The following is a 17,541-nucleotide window of genomic DNA, read 5'->3' on the forward strand; positions in this document are numbered from 1 at the left end:
CTCATGGCCGAGGATCGCCGGAAACAGGCCTTCCGGATCGGCCCCCGACAGCGTGAAATCGTCCGTATGGCAGATCCCCGTCGCCTTCACCTCGACCAGAACCTCCCCAGCCTTCGGACCTTCGAGCTCTACCTCAGTCACGACAAGGGGTTTTCCGGCCTCAACAGCCAGAGCAGCGCGTGTGCGCATGGATCGCCTCCCGAAAACTTACATGATGCGGGCCTTCTGCGGCCTTGACTGCAGATTACAAACGGGTGAAGCGCAGTGACAATTGCGACCTTAGTGTGTGTATCAGCCCTTTTAGCATGGCCATCGGTAGGCCTATACTGACGCTTGTCAGGGAGGACATCGTCATGAAAATCGCAAGCTTGGCGTTGTTTGCGGTGCTTGCCCCGGGGATGGCCGGAGCCGCCGATTTTTCCGATCCGGACTGGCCCTGCATCCAGCGCAAGGTGGAAAACCTGTCGCCGGGGCTGATGTGGCCGACTCCGGTGACCAGGACGTCTTTGCCTCAGGAGGCCGCCGATCTGGCCTCTATTCTTGCCCTGCGCCGGGTAAGCCCCGAAGAGGCCGAGACGCAGGTCCAGAGCTTCGTTGAAAAGATGCCGGCCGCCGATGCGCAGCTTCTCGGCAACATTTTCTACGACGCCTTCGACAAGCTCGCCGAGGACCGCCATCGCCTGATCAGCGGCATTGCGCGCTATTCCCGCAGCCAGATCGCCCTGTCGAAGAAGATCGACGACAGCCGCAGCGAAATGGCGAAGCTGACCGCCGGGAAGAGCCAGGAATTCGACCGCATCGACAAGCTGGAAGAACAGATCGACTGGGACGAGCGCATCTACAAGGATCGGGCGCAGGCGCTGACCTATGTTTGCGAAACGCCAGTCATCATCGAGAAACGCGCTTACGCGATCGCGCAGCTATTGCTGAAACACCTCCAGCACTGACATCGGCAACTTACGAAGCGACACCTTATTCCCATTCCAGTTCGGTATAGGCCGTCGTCGCGTTGCGGGGATTGTAGAGATCGAACAGCACCCACGTCTGCGCCTCGCTCATGCCGATGCTGCGTGATGCTTCGGCAAGCGGCACTCCCGCCCGGACAGCGGCCCGCGTGTCGGTTTCCAGAACCTCCAGATAATGCGCCAGCGCTTTCGCCCCGGCCGGCCAGCCAAACACCGGACCGCCATGGCCCGGCACGGCGCGGACGGCTTCAATCCCCGAAAGCGCATCCAGCACCGAGCGCCAGCCCTTGAGCGAGCCGTCGAGCGCCGGCGCATGCTCGTCGAAAAGCAGGTCTCCCGCGATCAGCGTCGCGGTTTGCCTGTCGAATACGGTGAGATCGGAAGACGTGTGAGCTGTCGGCCAGGCCTTCAGTTCGATCGTCCTGCTGCCGAGATCGATCGTCTCCATATCGGCAACCATGCGGTCCGGCATAACGATCCGGCTACCGAGAAAGACCTGCGCGCCGATCAACCGGCCGAAGCTCGCCTGGTAGCTTTCCGCCCGGTCGGCAAGCGCCCCCGGCAGGTTCTGCTGTCCGACGATCTTCGCCCCGGCCTCGCGCAGCGGTTCGGCGCCGAAAACGTGGTCCGGATGCATATGGGTCAGGATCAGGTGGGAGATCGGCAGTGCGGTCCGCTGGCGAACGGCAAGATAGACCTCCTCGCCCACCTGCCGGGAACCGCCGGCATCGACAACGGCAACGCCCTGCGTTCCGACCACGAATACGATGTTGGAGACATCGCCGGCATTCCCGGCATCCGGTTCCGCCACGTCACCGCGATGAACGAACAATCCGGGCGCTATTTCCGTGAATGCAAGCCGCGACTCCCGACGCGGCCGGCAGAACGGTTCGGCGGGAGCGAAGGTGGTAAGCCAGGACGGGGGACGATCCCGCACGCTCTCTTCGCATGCCGCCTCGCTTACCGCCGCATGACCCGGCAGCAGCGCCACGCGGCAGGTCCCGTCGGAAGAGGCCGCACCGGATGCCTCCACGGCGGACAGTAGACACAAAGACACGAAAGCCTCGAACATCGGCCTCTTCCTGTTTCCGGACACCAGAATCCGACGGAGCCTGCGTCCGGCACGGCAATGCCTCAACACATCCGAAAGGCTCGGTTCTTCGCAGGCCCGACATGGCATATGATGAAAGACATGAGTGCCCCAGGCATTGCAGGCCATCAGCACAGGGGACATCGCACCGATGAGACAAGCACTTGCGGCGCTGTCGGATCCTGCTTTCAGCGGGTTTCGCCCTGGGCGATGAACCGCGCCCGAACAATCCGATGGTCGAGAGCGCCACCTGGAACGACATCAGGGGCGACGTCGCCGGTGACGCATCCCTGCTCGATGGCGGAGGCTTCCTCACGATGACCGCTCCCTATCGCGCCGATGACGCGGCTATCGTGCCGATCACCATCGAACAGACGGACAGGACGATGGGCCCCATTTCATCGATCAAGCTGGTGATCGATGAAAACCCTTCGCCGGTCGCCGCCGAAATCCGTTTCGGCCCGGCCATGATGCCCCTGAAATTCGAAACCCGCGTGCGGGTCAACCAGTATTCCAACGTCCGGGTGATCGCGGACACGCCGCAGGGCAGCTACATGACCGGCCGTTTCGTCAAGGCTTCCGGCGGTTGCTCCGCGCCGGCGACGAAAGATCCGGCTGCCGCGCTGAAAGGCATGGGCGAAATGCGCCTGAGAAGCTTCGACACGGCAGGCACCGCGCAGAACGTCCGTCGGGAAGCGCAGATCATGATCCGGCACCCGAACTATTCAGGCTTGCAGCGCGACCAGATCACTCAACTCTTCATCGGCGCCCATTTCATCAACGAACTGGAAGTGCGCCAGGGCAGCGAATTGCTCTTCACGCTGCAAGGCGGCATATCGATCAGCGAGAATCCCACTTTCCGTTTCACCTATGTCGACGATGGTTCGCTGGAGTTCACCATCCATGCGGTCGACACCGAGGGCAATATTTTCGACCGCGTCCTGCCCAAACGCCCGCCGGCCTGACAACAACGGTTCAGAAACAGAGCATTTCCGCCTCGGCCTGCGCCCTCCGCAGATCGGTGACCATGGCGCGTGGCACGACTGCCCCCTTGAACATCGAAAGCTGCTCGCCGGTCCCCTGCTGCAATGTCAGAACGGTCTCGGCCTCGACATATTTCTCATAAGGCAGGATGGAGGCGATCACGTCTATGGAACAGGCGCATTGCCTGAGGACCGTGCGGTTCTGCCCATTTGCCGCCATGCAGGCGAAAACATAATCGGCGCGCGCTTCCGTGGGATAGTCGTTCAGCCGCTCCTGCAAGCTTTGCCCCGCCGCAGGCGCACCAAAGACCGAGGCGAGGAGGAGGCAGGCGATCAGCCGTCTCATGGCTTTGCCTCGCCCTTGTCCGTCAGCGTGATGACATTCCGGTAGCCGGCATCCTCCGCCCCCTGCCCCTCCGGCACGGTCGCTTCCAGCGAGTAGAGCCAGCCGGGCACCTCCTCCGAAACGACAACGGACAGCGCAAGCTCGGCGAAGCGCCCCATCCTGGCACGCGCCTTGTCCTTCTCCAGCGGGTGAAGCGTCACTCTCTGTGCGGCGATGTCGCGATCTCCAAGTTGCACCGAGACTGGCACGATCTCCGCATCCTTCAGGAGCGCCTCCTTGATGCGGTTGCGGATGTAGAACGGGCTTCCGCCGGATTGAGCGGCGATATCCGACAACGTGCTTTCAAGGAAATACATGATGAGCGGGTTGCCGACGGAAGCCGGGAAATTGCCGAGCGACCGCATCCGGGGACCCTGCCGAAGGATCAGCGCGACATTGTCGTCGCCGGTCAATTGCAGGCCGATATTGTCGCTGTCCGGCGCCTCTCCCTTCTTTCCGGCGGAAAGCACCCGGTCATAAAGCAGGGTATCCGGCGGCTGTTTTCCGACGCCTGCCGGCGGCGGGGCATCGAGCCCCGAAAGGGACCCTTTGTGGAACAGAAGATCGTAGGTTCCGGCAGCGGACGCAGCTCCGGCGAAGCCGAGCATTACGAGAAGAAGCACGAACAGACGCATTGCCAACCTCCCTTTTTGCCATGAGCCTAATGCCGTCTTCCTCAGCACGTCACCGCAGACATTGGTCTGTATTTAGGGTTGCATTTGGGGTCTGTATTCGAGGCCCGTATCGAAGTCAGCGGTCATCCCGCTTCACGCGACCCGCACCCGGGTCTTCCAGTCGATCAGCGCCCGGAGGCGTACGAGCTGCACCGGCTTGGTCAGCACGGCGAAGGACATCTCGTTCGCCTGCACCTGAAAGTCGCGGTGCCGGTTGGCGGAAATGATGATGGCCGGTATCTCCGAGCCGGCAAGCGCGCGCAGCGTACGGATCGTTTCGATACCGTTGTCGTCATCGTCAAGCTGGTAGTCCGCAAGCACGATATCGGGCGCGGTCCCGATCTCCTGCATCAGGGAGACGGCTTCGAGCGTCGAACCGGCCGCAAGCACGCTCGCGCCCCATCCCTCCAGCTTTTGCGTCATCGCATGCAGTTCGTCCGCATCGTTCTCGACCACCATCACGATCAGGTCGAGATCGCCCTCCGGCGCAGCCTCCACCACCGGGTTTTCGTAGAGGGCGACAGGGCCCGGCGCGGCCAGCGGCACGTCGATCGAGAACATGGAGCCCACACCCGGCCGGGAAACGAGACGAACCGGATGGCCAAGGTGACGACAGGCCCTCTCGACGATCGAGAGTCCCAGTCCCATACCGGTGCCCTTGCCCCGGCCGCCCCGGGTGAATTCCTTGAACACGCGCTCCTGGTCGGCTTCCGATATGCCAATCCCCGTGTCCCACACCTCGACGCGCAGGCGCGGGCCGGCAAGCCGGCAGCCGACCAGCACCTTGCCTCTTTCCGTGTACTGAATGGCGTTGACCACGAGGTTCTGCACCGAGCGCATGAGATAGCGCTGGTCGCTCGTCACCCAGCGGCTCGACGGCACGATCCTGAGCTCGATTCCCTTTTCCGAAGCGAGCGGCGCCAGGTCTTCGCTCAGTCCCTGCAGCATGTTTCCAAGCGAAAAGGACGTGATGCTGAATTCGGCGCCGGAACTGTCCAGCCGTGAAATGTCGAGCAGCGCCTGCAGCAGGGTCTCGATCGAGGTGAAGGAGCGGTTGAGGCGGCTCACGACCTCCTTCGCGCCCGTCTCCCCGACCGTCTCCGTCAGCGTCGACAGGTAGAGCTTGGCGGCATTGATCGGCTGCAGGAGATCGTGGCTGGCGGCGGCAAGAAACCGGGTCTTGGAAACATGCGCGGCTTCCGCGGCTTCCTTGGCAAGCCGCAATGCTCCTTCGATCTTCGTCTGCTCCGCGGCGTGGACCTGCAGTTGCCGGTTGGCTTCGGTCAGCTCCGCCGTGCGCTCCAGCACCCGCTGTTCGAGCAGGGCGGCCGCCTCCGTTTCCGCTGTCACATCCATGAGCGAGACGATGAAACCATCGTCCGGCAGGCCGTGCAGGCGCATGTCGAGGCGCATGCCATCGCGCCGCCGGAAGCGCTGCTGCACGGTCTCTCCACGCCGCAATGCCTTGAACCAGCGCGCCAATTCCGGCCGGCGGGATTTTCGGTCGAAGATTTCGTGGCGTTCGACATGCTCTATGATCCGCTGGAACGACGTGCGCTTTTTCAAAAGGGACAGAGGCACGCCGAGCAACGCGCCAAACCGTTCATTGTGCACCAAAAGCTCGCCTTCGAAGGAAAAAGTGCAAACCCCGAGCGACATGTGGTCGAAGGCCGCCTGCAGGAGATGGGCCTGCTGGTCGATCAGACGGTCCTTTTCCCGCCGGTTCTCCCGCACCAGATCGGTAATCTCCGTCTGCAGCACGGCAATATTGCCCGAACTGGTCTGGCGGCGGGAAATCTGGAACCACCGGTCATTGCGAAGCGCAATGACAAAGGAAGAGAAACTGTGACCGGCAGTCTCCGGCAGGCCGTTCGCCGTTCGCCTGCGAACGGCCTTCACGCCCTCGGTCTGCTCGCTTGCGAGGTATTTGCTGGCGTCGACGGCGCGAAGATAATCCTCGAATGCGAGCCCGGGTTTGATCATCGGCTCGACATCCGGCAGAAGCCGCCGGAACTGCGTGTTGCACACCTGCAGCCGATCTTCCGAAAAGAGGGCGAAGCCTCCTTCCATCGCAACCATGGCGTCGGCGAGATTGCGCTGCATGCGCTCCTGCGTCTGGTAGGCGATTTCGAGCTCGCTCGACGCCCTGCCGAGCGTGTCGAGCGCCTTTTCCAGATCCTTCGTCTTCTCCCAGACCTTGGCCTGCAGCGTGATCGCCGACTGGAACAGCGAATAGGCCGTGCCGCCCACTTGGTGGCCGCGCTCGGCGCGGTTGATGAGCGCTTCGATGATCTTCGCCTGCTTGGCGATCTGGACCTCGGGAGGGTCGTTCGGGTCGATCATAGGGCCGCCCCCCGTTCCGGCCGGAAGAAGGCAACGCCGACGAAGGTTTGGTTCACATGCACGCCAAGATGCTGCTCGCCATAGGTGCTGAAGCCGACCACACGGTGCTGGCGAAAGCGTTCCGATGCCTCGTCAGCCAGCCCCTTTCGTTCGATTTCCAGCTTGCGCAGGTAACAGTCGAACCCGAGGATGAAATCAGGTTCGGCGCCATCGTCATCGGTGACGGTCAGGCCGCTATCGAGGGTGCGGATGATCTCCTTGCCCCGCCCCAGCGTGAGAAGCAGGCCGTCATCGATCGCCGAGAGGAAGGTCAGGCCATGTTCTCCGTGGATCTGCTGGATGGCGCGCACATGATAGAGATCGCGATTGCGCACCAGCACCGGATTTTCCGCAAAGATGGTCGGAGAGAGTTCGTCGACCGGAACGCCGACAAGCCGCGCATATTCCTCCGCGGCGGGCGAACCGTTGATCTCCAGTACCAGCCGCTCCTCGGGAACTGCGCGGGTGACCACCATGCGGCTTTCCGTCGGCTGAAAGTGGTCGAAGCCGAGGCCCCGGAAATCGAGATCCGTTTCCAGCAACAGGAGAAGCGCCGCGTTGCTCTGGAATTCGCCGTCGCGCAGGACCTGCGTCTGCTGGAAGCGCAGTCCGTCGCCCGCGGAGCCGCCGAACACCGGTATGTCGCTGAGCCCTGCCTCCAGCGCCGCGACCAGGATATCCTCCTGCTTGGACAGCCCATCCGCAAAGATCAGCGCCAGGCGCCGACGTCCCGGCGTGCTGCCGAACTGGGCGGAAAGCCGCTCGGCCTGTGACACCACATCCGCGATGGAAAGCGGCGAGATCGGTGAAAACAGGGCCGACGCAACCCGGAAATGGCTTCGCTCGAAGGCGAGCGCGACCAGCCCGTCGTTATCATAGCCGCGCGGCGTTATCTGGCCGGCCGTAGTGCAGCCGAATACCACCGTGTCAGGCATGGCGTCCGCAAGCACGGCTGGCAACGCCTTGGTCGCCAGCCGACAGGGTACGAACAGAAGAATGAAGCTCGGCCGCGCGTTCGACAATTGACGGCGGATATCGAGGATAGCCTCCCTCGTATCGCCGGCATGGGACACGGCGATACGCACCGCTCTCGCGGGTTTCCTGTCAAGAGCCTCCCGTTGCGCCGCCACCCTCCTGCCGTCCTCCCGTGAAAGGCTTGTCACCGCCGCCGGCACCCTCCTATTGAAGGTTGTGGCGGATGGAAACTTCCCTCACCAGCATCGCCGCCTGGGTGCGATTGTGCACCCCGAGCCGCCGCAGGAGCGCCGTGATATGCGCCTTCACGGTCGCCTCGGCGAGCTGCATCTCATAGGCGATGAGCTTGTTCGGCATGCCTTCGCAGATCAGGCTCAGAATGCGTGTCTGCTGCTGCGAAAGATGAGCGATCTTGCGCGAGATCGTCTCGACGGAACGGTCGTCCTCCTGCGCCCGGGCCGGCATGGCATAACCCGGCGGCACATAGGTCTTGCCGTTCCAGATCTCCGTCATGGCTTCCTGGAACACCTGCCGTCCTGTTTCCTTTGGAATGAAACCCGCCGCGCCGGCGGAAATCACCGATTGCACGACACCTTCCGTCGTGATCGCCGAGATGACGATCACTGGAACATCCGGCATCTTTTCCTTGATCTTCAGGAAACCGCTCAAACCCGATACATCGGGCAGGTTGAGATCCAGGATGACAAGATCCGGCGAAAACCGCATTCGCAATTGATGCAATGCCTCGCCTAGCGTAGTCGCAGTTCGAATCCGGCGGGTATTGAAGATACTCTCCATCGTCGTCGCAAGAGCATCGCAATAGAGCGGGTGATCATCGATCACCAGCGCCGACTTGATCGAAAGCGACGGTACGGACAGTGCTGCCCGTGACATAGCTTTCCTCCCAAAAATCCTTTCTGGGCAATGCAGGAAGCCGTCTCGAACGGCTTAGGCACCACCGGAAAAATCTCTGCTCCCAATGCAGCCATGCTCTCCTCAACATGACAGCGACGAATTTGTCGCACAATTTTCCAGACCCGGCAATGCTGAGTTCAAAACTGTGATGAGGGCGGTCAGGAGCGATGTCGGCTCCAGCACGCCGGGTGCGGAATGGTCGGGAGCCTTTACACTCTCCGAGGACGCCGGGCCTGATCGACCGCGCTTCTTGAAGAATTTCAGCCGTCGCACACCAACGGCTGAACAAATTGAGGATATTCAAGAGGATGCGCGGGCGCATTACACGATGGAAGACAAGATCGGCAGTGACGTAAATCCTCCGATAACCGCCTCGGCGAACTGTTCGCTGTCTTCGGCGTAGCCGGCGTGGCCGACGCCGGTCATGGCCGTGACGGCTTTGCCCAGCACTGCGCCATGTTCCGCCACGACATTGGCAGGAACGATCCGGTCGCGGTCTCCGGAAAGAAAGTGGATGGGGCTGGTCGATTCGGCCAGAAGCCTATGCAGATCTGCTCGCGCATAGAGGGACGACGCGGCGCGCAACCCTTCAGGCGTCAGTCGCGCCATTTCGCCGCGAACAGCCTCGACAGCCGGCTCGTCGGCACCCTCGGCGCACAATGAGGCGGCGCGCTTTTGCGCATAAAGCTCCGGCCCTTCGGCGATGAGGTCTGCAATGCGTTTCGTGTGAGCTTCGGGCCAGTTCTCCGGTCCGCCGAGCCCAAATCCCCTGGGCGGAGAACTCAGCACCATCCGATCGACACGATCCGGATGGAAGTGTGCAAGGGTCGATGCCAGGACGCCACCAAGCGAATGCCCAAGAATATCGGCCCGCATGATCGCGATTTCGTCAAGAAGGCCACGCAGATGCTCGGCAAACTGCTCGAGTGTCGGAAAGTCGTCGTAAAGCCTGTCGCTGCCGCGATATCCCGGCATGTTCACAGCCACCGGCCGGAAACCGGCAGCCTCCAGCGCCGGCATGACCGGCACGAAGGAACGGGCGCTGCCGCCCAATCCGTGAAAAAGAAGCAACGGCCGTCCCGGGCCTTCGGAATAGGTCATCACGACAGTCCGGCCGGAGACGCGAACCGCATGATCCTTCAATATCCCGGTCGCCTCGACCTCCTGCTCCACAAAGTCAGGAACGGTCGCAAACGATGCGGCATCTTCCTCGTCGCCATCCGACCAGATCAGCTGGCCCGGTTCCTCGCGAAATGCGAACCGGCGCAGGTGCTCAACGACCATGTTCTGAAACTGTTCCATTTGCCCGCTGTCCGCCAGGCTGAGGCGAATGCGCAGAACGCCCTCTTCGGCATCCAGCTTGCAGATCTTCTCCGCACTGAACGGAATCCAGCCTTCATAAGGCGTGTAGGTTACCGGAAAACGATGGTTCCAGTGTTTGCAAAGCTGATTGAGATATTTTTCCGCGTTAGGCGTCGTGAAAGTCGTTTGGGAGATGGCCATGAAACAAACCTCACTGAAATCAGATAACCGGGTTCTCGAGGACACCTATTCCGTCGATCTCGATCCTCACGCGATCGCCGGGCGATAGGTATTTCGGAGGGGTGAAGCCGATGCCGACACCGGCCGGAGTGCCTGTCGCGATCACATCGCCCGGCAGAAGCGTGATTCCGGCCGAAATGGTCTCGATGATGCGCGGCACGTCGAAAATGAGCAGGCTGGTGTTCGACGACTGGCGCAGCTCATTGTTGACGAAGCAGCGAATGCCGGCATTCCCGAGATCGAACTCGTCCCGCGTCACGATCCATGGTCCCATCGGGCAGAAGCTGTCCTGCGACTTGCCGATCAGCCACTGGCTATGAAGACCCTGCAAATCCCGGGCCGTCACATCGTTGACGATCGTATAGCCCCAGACGTGATCCAGAGCCGCCTCGCGCGAAATCCCCTTCCCCGCCTTGCCGATGACGACCGCCAACTCGGCCTCGTAGTCGATGGCGGTCGACACATCGGGTTCGATCCGAATAGGTTCGCCGCTGGCGATCACCGTTTCCGGGACCTTGGAGAAGACGATCGGAGCCTTGGGCACCACGCCGGCCGCGGCGCTGCTGTCGAAGCCGCTCGATGCGAATTCGGCGGCATGTTCCGAATAATTCTTTCCGATGCAGAAAATGTTGCGTCGCGGCCGCGGAAGCGGCGCGTCCAGCCGGACGTCTTTCAGCGCGACCGCCTTGTCGTGAAGTGGCTGAGGTGCGACCGCACGACCGATGAGGGCGGCGACGCCGTTCTCCGCCTCGGGCTCGCTCAGATCGAGAGGGACGACGGCCTCCAGATTGGGGGAGACGATACCGACATGGCGCCGCACACCGTCTGAATAGACGCAATACTTCATTCTGCTGTATTCCTGTTGTTTCTGTTTTCGGAGTGTAGAAGGTTCTGCCCGGCGTACGGTCGCCGGGCAGCGTGATGCTTTTGCCGCGTCAGTCGTACAGGACGTCCTCTGCGTAGCCATATTTCTTGATGGCGGCCGCCAACTTGCCGTTCTCCTTCTCCACGCGCAGGAATTCGTCCAGATAGGCTGCCCAGATGAAGTCGCCCTGCACGATGGGCAGCGCCAGCGGGCTTGCGCCGTACTCGGAATTTGGCAGGAGTACGAGTTCGGGGCGCTTCCCGACCACATCCGTCAGGGCGGAAGTCGAATTGGCCCAGGCATCCGCCTTGCCGGCGATGACCTGCGCAACGCTGTCCGTCTGGTTCTTCACACGGATGATCTTGGCGTTCTTGAATACGGCCGTGACGAACATGTCGATATTCGAGCCGAGTGTTGTCGAGATCGTCAGCTCGGGTTTGTCGAGATCCTGCCAGCCGGCATATTTCTTGGCGTCTTCGGCCCGCACCACCAGGGCGGCGGGAGACTTTATGAAGGGCTTGGAAAAACTCAACGCCTGCAGCCTTGGAAGCGTGATGGCCAGCGGGATCGTCACGTCGAATTTTTTCGACTGCAGACCCGCGGCCATGGTGGCCACGGAATCTTCGACATATTCGACCTTGACGCCGAGCTGCGCTCCGAGATCGTTGAAGACATCAATCGCGTAGCCCGCCACCTTGCCGCTGGCGGGATCGCGATAGGAAGCAGGATAGTTCACGGTCCAGCCCACGCGCAGCGTTCCGCGATCGGAAATCTGACGCAGGATGGAATCGCCTTGCTGGGCATAGGCGGAGGCGCCGAGCGCCAACACGGCAAGGCCGCACACAAACACACTCTTCAGCAGTGCAAAAAGCTTGCTCATTTCAAGTTCCCCTGTTTATTGGATATTGAATACAATCTTCTATTGAATGTCGAAAGTCAAGCCGCTATGGTCGGCTCAAATTCGATCCTGAAAATCAAAAAGGGGAACTCAATCGGGATGGGGTATCGGTTTTCGTTTGGTGTTGTGTGGGACAATTTGCCAATCCTGCTGTCGGGTCTTGGCGTCACGTTCCTGGTTGCCTTTGTCGCGCTTGCGATGGGGCTGGTCATCGGAACGGCATTCGGCGTGATGCGAACCTCGCGGAGCAGGCTGTCGCAGGGAGCCGCTGCGGCATATGTGAGCGTCTTTCGAAACACGCCCACGCTTGTCCAGCTGATCTGGGTTTATTACTGCCTTCCGATTTTCCTGGGAATCGAGCTGAGTTCGATTGCCTCCTGCACCATTGCCCTGGGGCTTGGGGCCGGCGCCTATACCGCGGAGATCATCCGGGGCGGCATTCAGGGCATCGACCGCGGCCAGTGGGAGGCTGCGGCCACGATCGGACTGAGCCGATTCGAAACGATGCGGAAAATCATCCTGCCCCAGGCGCTGCGCAAGATGATCGCGCCGCTGGTCAATGAGATCGTGTCGCTCGTCAAGTTCTCGTCGCTCGTCTCAATCCTGGGCGTCGAGGATCTGACGTATGTCGCGCAACTTCTCGCCACGACGACCTTTCGGCCGATCGAACTCTATACGTTCCTCGGGCTGGAATATTACGTCATCTGCACGGCGCTCTCCTACCTCGCCGCGATGATCGAGCGCAAACTTGCAAGGAAAGACTAGATGTCTGTTTCGAAGGTGAAGATCCAGAACTTGAAAAAGTCCTTTTCGAACCACGTCGTCCTGCGCGGAGTGGACCTGGATGTCGCGGAAGGCGAAGTCGTGGTTGTCATCGGCGCCAGCGGTTCGGGCAAGACCACCCTGCTTCGCTGCATCAACCTTCTGGAGATTCCGGATGCGGGGTCCATCCTTGTCGACGGAGAGCCGATGGGGCGCGAGGAAAAGGGGCGATTCCGCCCCCTTGGCGACCGCAAGCTGCAGGAAATGCGCGCACAGATCGGCATGGTGTTCCAGAGGTTCAACCTTTTCCCGCACAAGACCGCGCTTGAGAACGTGACGCTCGGCCCGATCATATCGCGGGGAATGTCGAAGGCGGAGGCCGAGAAGCTCGGCTCGTTGCTCCTTGAGCGGGTCGGACTGGCCGAAAAGCGCAACGCCTACCCAAGCCATCTTTCCGGCGGCCAACAGCAACGGGTTGCCATCGCGCGCTCACTCGCAATGCAGCCGCGGCTGATGCTCTTCGACGAGCCGACCTCGGCGCTGGACCCCGAACTCGTCGGTGAAGTGCTCGAAACGATGCGCCAGCTGGCGACAGAGGGAATGACGATGATCGTCGTCACTCACGAAATGGCTTTTGCGCGGGAAGTTGCCGACCGTGTTGTATATGTTGACCAGGGGCAGATTCTCGAAGAAGGACCGCCCGATGAAATTTTCAGGGCACCAAAACACGAGCGGACACAAAACTTTCTGCGGCGAACCCTTCGCGAAGTTCCTGATCCGGGGCACTGTCAAGTCGCCGGCTGCCCGGCGCGGGCAGAGCCGAGGAACGGTTGAGTCTGGCTCCGGTGCCTGAACTTATAAAAGTAAGGAGAAAAAAGAATGCCGCCCTTGAGCGACGTCCTGGGAAAAGTCGATGGTCCTGTAAGCGTGCCTGAACATGCTTACAGCGTGCTGAAGAATGCTCTTCTCGGGGGCAAGCTTAAACCGGGAGACACGCTGATCCAGGAAGACATCGCCAGCAGTCTCGGCTTCAGCCGGGTCCCGGTTCGCGAGGCTCTGAAGCGCCTGGAAGGCGAAGGCCTCGTGGTGCAGCGGCCGCGTCGAGGCTATGTGGTCGCCTCGCTCGACGCGGACGAAGTGGAGGATGTTTTTGATGTCCGGATGCTCCTGGAGGAGCGCGCCGGATATCTCGCAACGCAAAAACGGACGGATAGCGACGTGGCCGCGGTGCAAGAGGCCTTCAAGGAGATGCTCAAGATCCAGGCGCGCGCCAAATACGATCGGGAAGGCTGGGGCGTCGCCAACCGAAGCTTTCACGATCGGCTGTTCGCGCCCTGCAATCGCCCTCACCTGCTCCGCATGCTGGGCCAGCAGCGCGATCTGGTGACGTTGTATGTGCGGATCGGCGGCAACATAGCACCGGACATCGAGAGAACCACCGAGGACCACCGCCGGATTCTTGACGCCTATGAAAGACAGGACGCCGACGAAGTCGCCCGCCTCAGCCGCGAGCACGTCGAACATACCATGACGAGACTCGTCTCCAAACTGCGCGAACTGGGCTGAGGCAAAGCATCGGCCTTTCGCGACCCTACGGAACCTTCGTAGCGAAATTTGAATACAATCGACTGTAGTCATAAAAGAGGGAAGCATAAGATGGCAGACAGCAAGCGCATTGCGATCATGGGAGGCACTCTGATCGACGGCACAGGAACGGCGCCGCGATCCAACCCGGGCCTCTACATCGAGGGCAACACGATCCGGAAAGTCGGGACGCTCAATGAAGACGAGAGCCGGGACTGGAGCACAGCTCAGGTGGTGGATGCGTCCGGGCAATACATCATGCCCGGCTTGATCGACGCCCATTGCCATATGTCTCTGCATCAGGGGAGCCTTCCAGGCGTCAAATTCCCATCGAGCGCGGAGTTCTGCACGCTGTGGGCCGGTCGGAACGCAACCCAGGTCCTGCACGCCGGCGTCACCGGGATATCCGTTCCCGGCGGCAAGTGGTTTGCCGACGTGGCGGTGCGCGATTCGATCAATGGCGGCCTCCTGAAAGGCCCCCGGATGTTCGTGGCAGGGCGGGGACTGACCCCTTATGGAGGTATCTTCGACCAGACGTCCGCCTGGAGCCCCGCCATGGGCGACACAAGCGGCCCGACCGCTTCCGCAGGCGTGATCTGCAACACCATCGACGAATTCGTGACGGAAGTTCGGCGCCAGAGCAAATATGGCGTCGACATGATCAAGGTCGCGGATTCCTATTGGGGCGACATCCAGACGGTATCGCAGGCGGAACTGCGTGCGGTCGTGGAGGAAGCCCATCGCCGCAACCTGAAGGTCAGCATCCACGCCCGAGGCTCGGGGTCCACGCGCGATTCGGCGAAAGCCGGCGTCGATTGGATATTCCACGCCGACTGGGCAACCGACGAGGATCTCGATGCGGTGGCCGAAGGCGGAATGCCGATCGTTCCGGCCTTCACCTCCCCGGCCATCGCGGTCAAGTTCGGTGGAGAGATGGGCTTTTCCGAAAAGATGCGCGACCGGCTCAAGCGGCAGCTGGATATCAACTACCGCGCTATCCAGAAAGCCCGCGATCGCGGGATTCGCATCCTCGCCGGCACGGACAGCGGAAACGTCGCAGCTTACGGACATGGGCGATGGCACGGGCTCGAACTGGAGATCTTCGTGAAGGAGATCGGCATGTCGCCCATGGAGGCGATCATGGCTGCCACCAGCCTGAATGCCGTGACGATCGGGCTGGAAGGCAAGACCGGAGCCATCAGGGACGGAATGCTGGCCGACATCATCATCTGGGACGGCGATCCGGTTGCCGACATCTCCATCCTGCACAAGCCGGAGCATCTGACCTTGGTCATGAAGGATGGCGGGATCGTCGATCGGACGACCGAAGGCTATCTCCCGCTGAAGAACGAGCCTCCCCGAGCCCATTGAGACGCGATCGAGAAGGAAGGCACTCCATGAAAACACTTCATGAATTCGATTTGCCGTTCGAGGGAACGACGGTCCATTGCTGGGAGGGAGGAAGCGGTGTCCCGATTATCCTTCTGCACGGCTCCGGAGCCGGGGTCGGAACCCACTCGAATTTCAAGAAAGTCATCGGACCGCTTTCGCGGAAGTACCACGTACTTGCAGCCGACCTCGTCGGCTTCGGGCGCTCAGGCCTCAAACCGGACAAACCTTTCTATGACATGGACATGTGGGTCCGTCAGGCCCGGATGCTCATCGACCGGTTCGCCGGAGAACCTGCGGTGCTTGTCGGACATTCGCTGTCCGGTTCCATCGTCCTGAAGGCGGCGGCGGGGTCGCCGCATGTGCGGGGAGTTCTCACCACCGGCACGACCGGCATGCCTCCCGTCGAAGGGAGGCCCGGACCGCGTTGGCGCTTTCCGGAGGGACATGACGCTGTTCGGGCCGCTGTGGAACGCACCTTCTACGACAAGTCCCTGGCGACCGACGAGGAGGTGGACAACCGGCTGGCGGTCCTGACCGCCCCGGGTTATCGGGACTATTTCACAAGCATGTTCTCCGAAAGCCCGAACCATTACCTCAACGCGGCCGCGCTTCGGGACGCCGAACTTGCATCGATCACCTGCCCGGTCGTGTTCATGCACGGTTTCCAGGATGCGTCCTTCGCGCCGGAAGACACCTCGCTGCCACTGGCACGCCGCGTCGCCAATTCGAAGGTCATCGTCCTCAATCGGTGCGCCCACAGCGTCGCGGTCGAGCATGCACCGACCTTTCTAGCGGCAGTCGATGAACTCGTGGCCCGGACGGCGACAAACTCACACAACTAAGGAGTGATGAAATGGTATATGTTGAACAAGGCATTTTCTATCGTTATGAGCCGGAGGTGTCGCCAGTCCCCCTGGTTGTCGACGTCTCGCGAAGCGGCCGGGAGTATCCGACCGACATGCGGACGAATGTGCCGTTCAATGCCATTCACGACAACGTTTCCATGTATGTCGACGAAATCTGGGCCGACACACCCCGGTACGGCGGAACGATGCTTTATGCACTCTTTCCCCACATGTACATCGATGCGAACCGGCATGAACTGGACATCGACCCCGAACTCGTGGTGCTTCCCTGGCCGGTGCCGCTGGAACCTACGGTATCGAAGCGCGGGCTTGGCCTGATCAAGGCGAAGTCCCGATATGGCGAGCCCGTCCAGGAACGCAAGCTGACCTACGATGAAATCGAGGACCGGCTGAACCGATATCATCGGCCGTACCATCGTGAGTTGGGCGCCATTATCGACCGGGCCAAATCCGGTTTCGGCAAGGTCTATCATCTGAGTTGCCATTGCATGTCCGCGATCGGCGCTCCTACGCATCCCGATCCGGGCCAGGAACGCCCCGACTTCTGCGTGGGGAACAATATCCGCGGAACGGAATCGAGTTCGCCTGAATTCATCGAATACGTCGCAGGCCTGTTCCGGGAGCAAGGCTTCAGCTGTACGGTCAATTTCCCCTACGGAGGCGGGGAAATAAATCGCCGTTACGGCAATCCCGAGGGGGGTATCGAGAGTATTCTCGTGGAGATCAACAAGAAGAAATTTATGGACGTAAAGACCTTCCGCAAGAACGAAGGCTTCGACGAGATCAAGAACGCCGTAAACAACGTGCTTAAAACGCTGTCCAACGACCTGCGCTCAAAATGAGGACACTACGGTTTACCCAAGGCTGCGACGGTTAAACCGGAAGCACACCTCGGGCATCCTGAGTTCCAGCCTGATGCATCAAGTGTGGCCAAGGGCGTGTTCCCTTGGCCATTTGCCTCGTTTCGTCCTGCCTTGGAACGCCGGGCCTCGCACAAAGGAGATGTCGCTGTTCAGCGACATGCGTGATCGCAAGGTGATAACAGCACGACAAGCGGAACACGGCCATCCGGTGCTCGATATCAAGCGTGCTGGTCGCTTGGTCGAGCAGGAGCAGTTTCGTCCGCCGGGCCACAGGGCGGGTACGAGCCATGCTCCTCGAAGATTGCGATTTCCTTTCGCCAAGAACGAAGATTTTCCCCGCTCTCCAATACGAACGCTGACAGGCAAGACCTGTATCGAGTCCATCAAAACTCCAATTTGA

At 61.0% G+C, this 17,541-nt stretch carries 19 protein-coding genes; 9 read left to right on the top strand and 10 right to left on the bottom strand.

The features are described from left to right. Positions 1-189, bottom strand: a 189-nt coding sequence (locus ACFFP0_RS01160) for an alcohol dehydrogenase catalytic domain-containing protein (RefSeq protein WP_377254854.1), incomplete at its 3' end; no start/stop codon positions are given. A gap of 164 nt (positions 190-353) precedes the next feature. Here ACFFP0_RS01160 and ACFFP0_RS01165 point away from each other — a divergent pair. Further along, the gene (locus tag ACFFP0_RS01165; RefSeq protein WP_377254857.1) at positions 354-947 is read left to right on the top strand and encodes a hypothetical protein; all 594 of its coding nucleotides are present in this window, start codon (positions 354-356) and stop codon (positions 945-947) included. 25 nt (positions 948-972) lie between these two features. Here ACFFP0_RS01165 and ACFFP0_RS01170 read toward each other — a convergent pair whose 3' ends face one another. After that, a complete protein-coding gene (locus ACFFP0_RS01170; protein WP_377254860.1) occupies positions 973-2,037 on the bottom strand; it encodes a quinoprotein relay system zinc metallohydrolase 2 in 1,065 nt (354 codons plus the stop codon). Between the two features lie 182 nt (positions 2,038-2,219). Here ACFFP0_RS01170 and ACFFP0_RS01175 point away from each other — a divergent pair, with 182 nt between their 5' ends. Then, positions 2,220-3,020: a quinoprotein dehydrogenase-associated SoxYZ-like carrier gene (locus ACFFP0_RS01175; protein ID WP_377254863.1), complete on the top strand. Its 801-nt coding sequence runs from the start codon at positions 2,220-2,222 to the stop codon at positions 3,018-3,020. A 10-nt stretch (positions 3,021-3,030) separates the two neighbouring features. Here ACFFP0_RS01175 and ACFFP0_RS01180 read toward each other — a convergent pair whose 3' ends face one another. From ACFFP0_RS01180 to ACFFP0_RS01215, 8 genes are all read right to left on the bottom strand, one after another. Continuing rightward, positions 3,031-3,384: a hypothetical protein gene (locus ACFFP0_RS01180; protein WP_377254866.1), complete on the bottom strand. Its 354-nt coding sequence runs from the start codon at positions 3,382-3,384 to the stop codon at positions 3,031-3,033. After that, positions 3,381-4,058 (bottom strand): hypothetical protein, encoded by a 678-nt coding sequence (locus tag ACFFP0_RS01185; protein ID WP_377254869.1) that lies wholly within the window; start codon positions 4,056-4,058, stop codon positions 3,381-3,383. The genes ACFFP0_RS01180 and ACFFP0_RS01185 overlap by 4 nt, the downstream gene beginning before the upstream one ends. A gap of 132 nt (positions 4,059-4,190) precedes the next feature. Next, on the bottom strand, positions 4,191-6,440 hold the full coding sequence (locus ACFFP0_RS01190) for a hybrid sensor histidine kinase/response regulator (RefSeq protein ID WP_377254872.1): 2,250 nt from the start codon (positions 6,438-6,440) through the stop codon (positions 4,191-4,193). Beyond that, positions 6,437-7,642 carry an FIST N-terminal domain-containing protein gene (locus tag ACFFP0_RS01195; protein WP_377254875.1) on the bottom strand — a complete coding sequence of 402 codons (1,206 nt, stop codon included), beginning with the start codon at positions 7,640-7,642 and terminating at the stop codon, positions 6,437-6,439. The genes ACFFP0_RS01190 and ACFFP0_RS01195 overlap by 4 nt, the downstream gene beginning before the upstream one ends. A gap of 16 nt (positions 7,643-7,658) precedes the next feature. After that, positions 7,659-8,348 (bottom strand): response regulator, encoded by a 690-nt coding sequence (locus tag ACFFP0_RS01200; protein ID WP_377254878.1) that lies wholly within the window; start codon positions 8,346-8,348, stop codon positions 7,659-7,661. Positions 8,349-8,690: 342 nt separating this feature from the next. Further along, positions 8,691-9,872, bottom strand: a complete 1,182-nt coding sequence (locus ACFFP0_RS01205; protein ID WP_377254881.1) for an alpha/beta fold hydrolase — start codon at positions 9,870-9,872, stop codon at positions 8,691-8,693. A 19-nt stretch (positions 9,873-9,891) separates the two neighbouring features. Then, on the bottom strand, positions 9,892-10,758 hold the full coding sequence (locus ACFFP0_RS01210) for a fumarylacetoacetate hydrolase family protein (protein ID WP_377254884.1): 867 nt from the start codon (positions 10,756-10,758) through the stop codon (positions 9,892-9,894). A gap of 88 nt (positions 10,759-10,846) precedes the next feature. After that, entirely contained in the window at positions 10,847-11,656 is an 810-nt protein-coding gene (locus ACFFP0_RS01215) for a substrate-binding periplasmic protein (protein WP_377254887.1), read from the bottom strand. A gap of 18 nt (positions 11,657-11,674) precedes the next feature. Here ACFFP0_RS01215 and ACFFP0_RS01220 point away from each other — a divergent pair, with 18 nt between their 5' ends. The 7 genes from ACFFP0_RS01220 (at position 11,675) to ACFFP0_RS01250 (ending at position 17,541) form a co-directional block, all read left to right on the top strand. Then, the gene (locus tag ACFFP0_RS01220; RefSeq protein WP_377254890.1) at positions 11,675-12,439 is read left to right on the top strand and encodes an amino acid ABC transporter permease; all 765 of its coding nucleotides are present in this window, start codon (positions 11,675-11,677) and stop codon (positions 12,437-12,439) included. After that, complete coding sequence (locus ACFFP0_RS01225; protein WP_377254894.1) at positions 12,440-13,270, top strand: amino acid ABC transporter ATP-binding protein; 831 nt, start codon at positions 12,440-12,442, stop codon at positions 13,268-13,270. It abuts the gene before it with no gap. A 54-nt stretch (positions 13,271-13,324) separates the two neighbouring features. Further along, positions 13,325-14,002 (top strand): GntR family transcriptional regulator, encoded by a 678-nt coding sequence (locus tag ACFFP0_RS01230; RefSeq protein ID WP_377254897.1) that lies wholly within the window; start codon positions 13,325-13,327, stop codon positions 14,000-14,002. A 90-nt stretch (positions 14,003-14,092) separates the two neighbouring features. Further along, positions 14,093-15,391 carry an amidohydrolase family protein gene (locus ACFFP0_RS01235; protein ID WP_377254899.1) on the top strand — a complete coding sequence of 433 codons (1,299 nt, stop codon included), beginning with the start codon at positions 14,093-14,095 and terminating at the stop codon, positions 15,389-15,391. Positions 15,392-15,417: 26 nt separating this feature from the next. After that, positions 15,418-16,254: an alpha/beta fold hydrolase gene (locus ACFFP0_RS01240; RefSeq protein WP_377254902.1), complete on the top strand. Its 837-nt coding sequence runs from the start codon at positions 15,418-15,420 to the stop codon at positions 16,252-16,254. Between the two features lie 11 nt (positions 16,255-16,265). Further along, complete coding sequence (locus tag ACFFP0_RS01245) at positions 16,266-17,120, top strand: N-formylglutamate amidohydrolase (protein WP_377254905.1); 855 nt, start codon at positions 16,266-16,268, stop codon at positions 17,118-17,120. A 160-nt stretch (positions 17,121-17,280) separates the two neighbouring features. After that, positions 17,281-17,541 (top strand): hypothetical protein, encoded by a 261-nt coding sequence (locus ACFFP0_RS01250; protein ID WP_377254908.1) that lies wholly within the window; start codon positions 17,281-17,283, stop codon positions 17,539-17,541.

The organism is Neorhizobium puerariae (assembly GCF_042429745.1).
Lineage (GTDB): Bacteria > Pseudomonadota > Alphaproteobacteria > Rhizobiales > Rhizobiaceae > Neorhizobium > Neorhizobium puerariae.

Excerpts from the sequence above, each read along its gene's own strand:
- ACFFP0_RS01165 (WP_377254857.1), top strand. The coding sequence starts at position 354 with ATGAAAATCGCAAGCTTGGCGTTGTTTGCGGTGCTTGCCCCGGGGATG.
- ACFFP0_RS01170 (WP_377254860.1), bottom strand. The coding sequence starts at position 2,037 with ATGTTCGAGGCTTTCGTGTCTTTGTGTCTACTGTCCGCCGTGGAGGCA.
- ACFFP0_RS01180 (WP_377254866.1), bottom strand. The coding sequence starts at position 3,384 with ATGAGACGGCTGATCGCCTGCCTCCTCCTCGCCTCGGTCTTTGGTGCG.
- ACFFP0_RS01185 (WP_377254869.1), bottom strand. The coding sequence starts at position 4,058 with ATGCGTCTGTTCGTGCTTCTTCTCGTAATGCTCGGCTTCGCCGGAGCT.
- ACFFP0_RS01190 (WP_377254872.1), bottom strand. The coding sequence starts at position 6,440 with ATGATCGACCCGAACGACCCTCCCGAGGTCCAGATCGCCAAGCAGGCG.
- ACFFP0_RS01200 (WP_377254878.1), bottom strand. The coding sequence starts at position 8,348 with ATGTCACGGGCAGCACTGTCCGTACCGTCGCTTTCGATCAAGTCGGCG.
- ACFFP0_RS01205 (WP_377254881.1), bottom strand. The coding sequence starts at position 9,872 with ATGGCCATCTCCCAAACGACTTTCACGACGCCTAACGCGGAAAAATAT.
- ACFFP0_RS01210 (WP_377254884.1), bottom strand. The coding sequence starts at position 10,758 with ATGAAGTATTGCGTCTATTCAGACGGTGTGCGGCGCCATGTCGGTATC.
- ACFFP0_RS01215 (WP_377254887.1), bottom strand. The coding sequence starts at position 11,656 with ATGAGCAAGCTTTTTGCACTGCTGAAGAGTGTGTTTGTGTGCGGCCTT.
- ACFFP0_RS01225 (WP_377254894.1), top strand. The coding sequence starts at position 12,440 with ATGTCTGTTTCGAAGGTGAAGATCCAGAACTTGAAAAAGTCCTTTTCG.
- ACFFP0_RS01235 (WP_377254899.1), top strand. The coding sequence starts at position 14,093 with ATGGCAGACAGCAAGCGCATTGCGATCATGGGAGGCACTCTGATCGAC.
- ACFFP0_RS01240 (WP_377254902.1), top strand. The coding sequence starts at position 15,418 with ATGAAAACACTTCATGAATTCGATTTGCCGTTCGAGGGAACGACGGTC.
- ACFFP0_RS01245 (WP_377254905.1), top strand. The coding sequence starts at position 16,266 with ATGGTATATGTTGAACAAGGCATTTTCTATCGTTATGAGCCGGAGGTG.
- ACFFP0_RS01250 (WP_377254908.1), top strand. The coding sequence starts at position 17,281 with ATGTCGCTGTTCAGCGACATGCGTGATCGCAAGGTGATAACAGCACGA.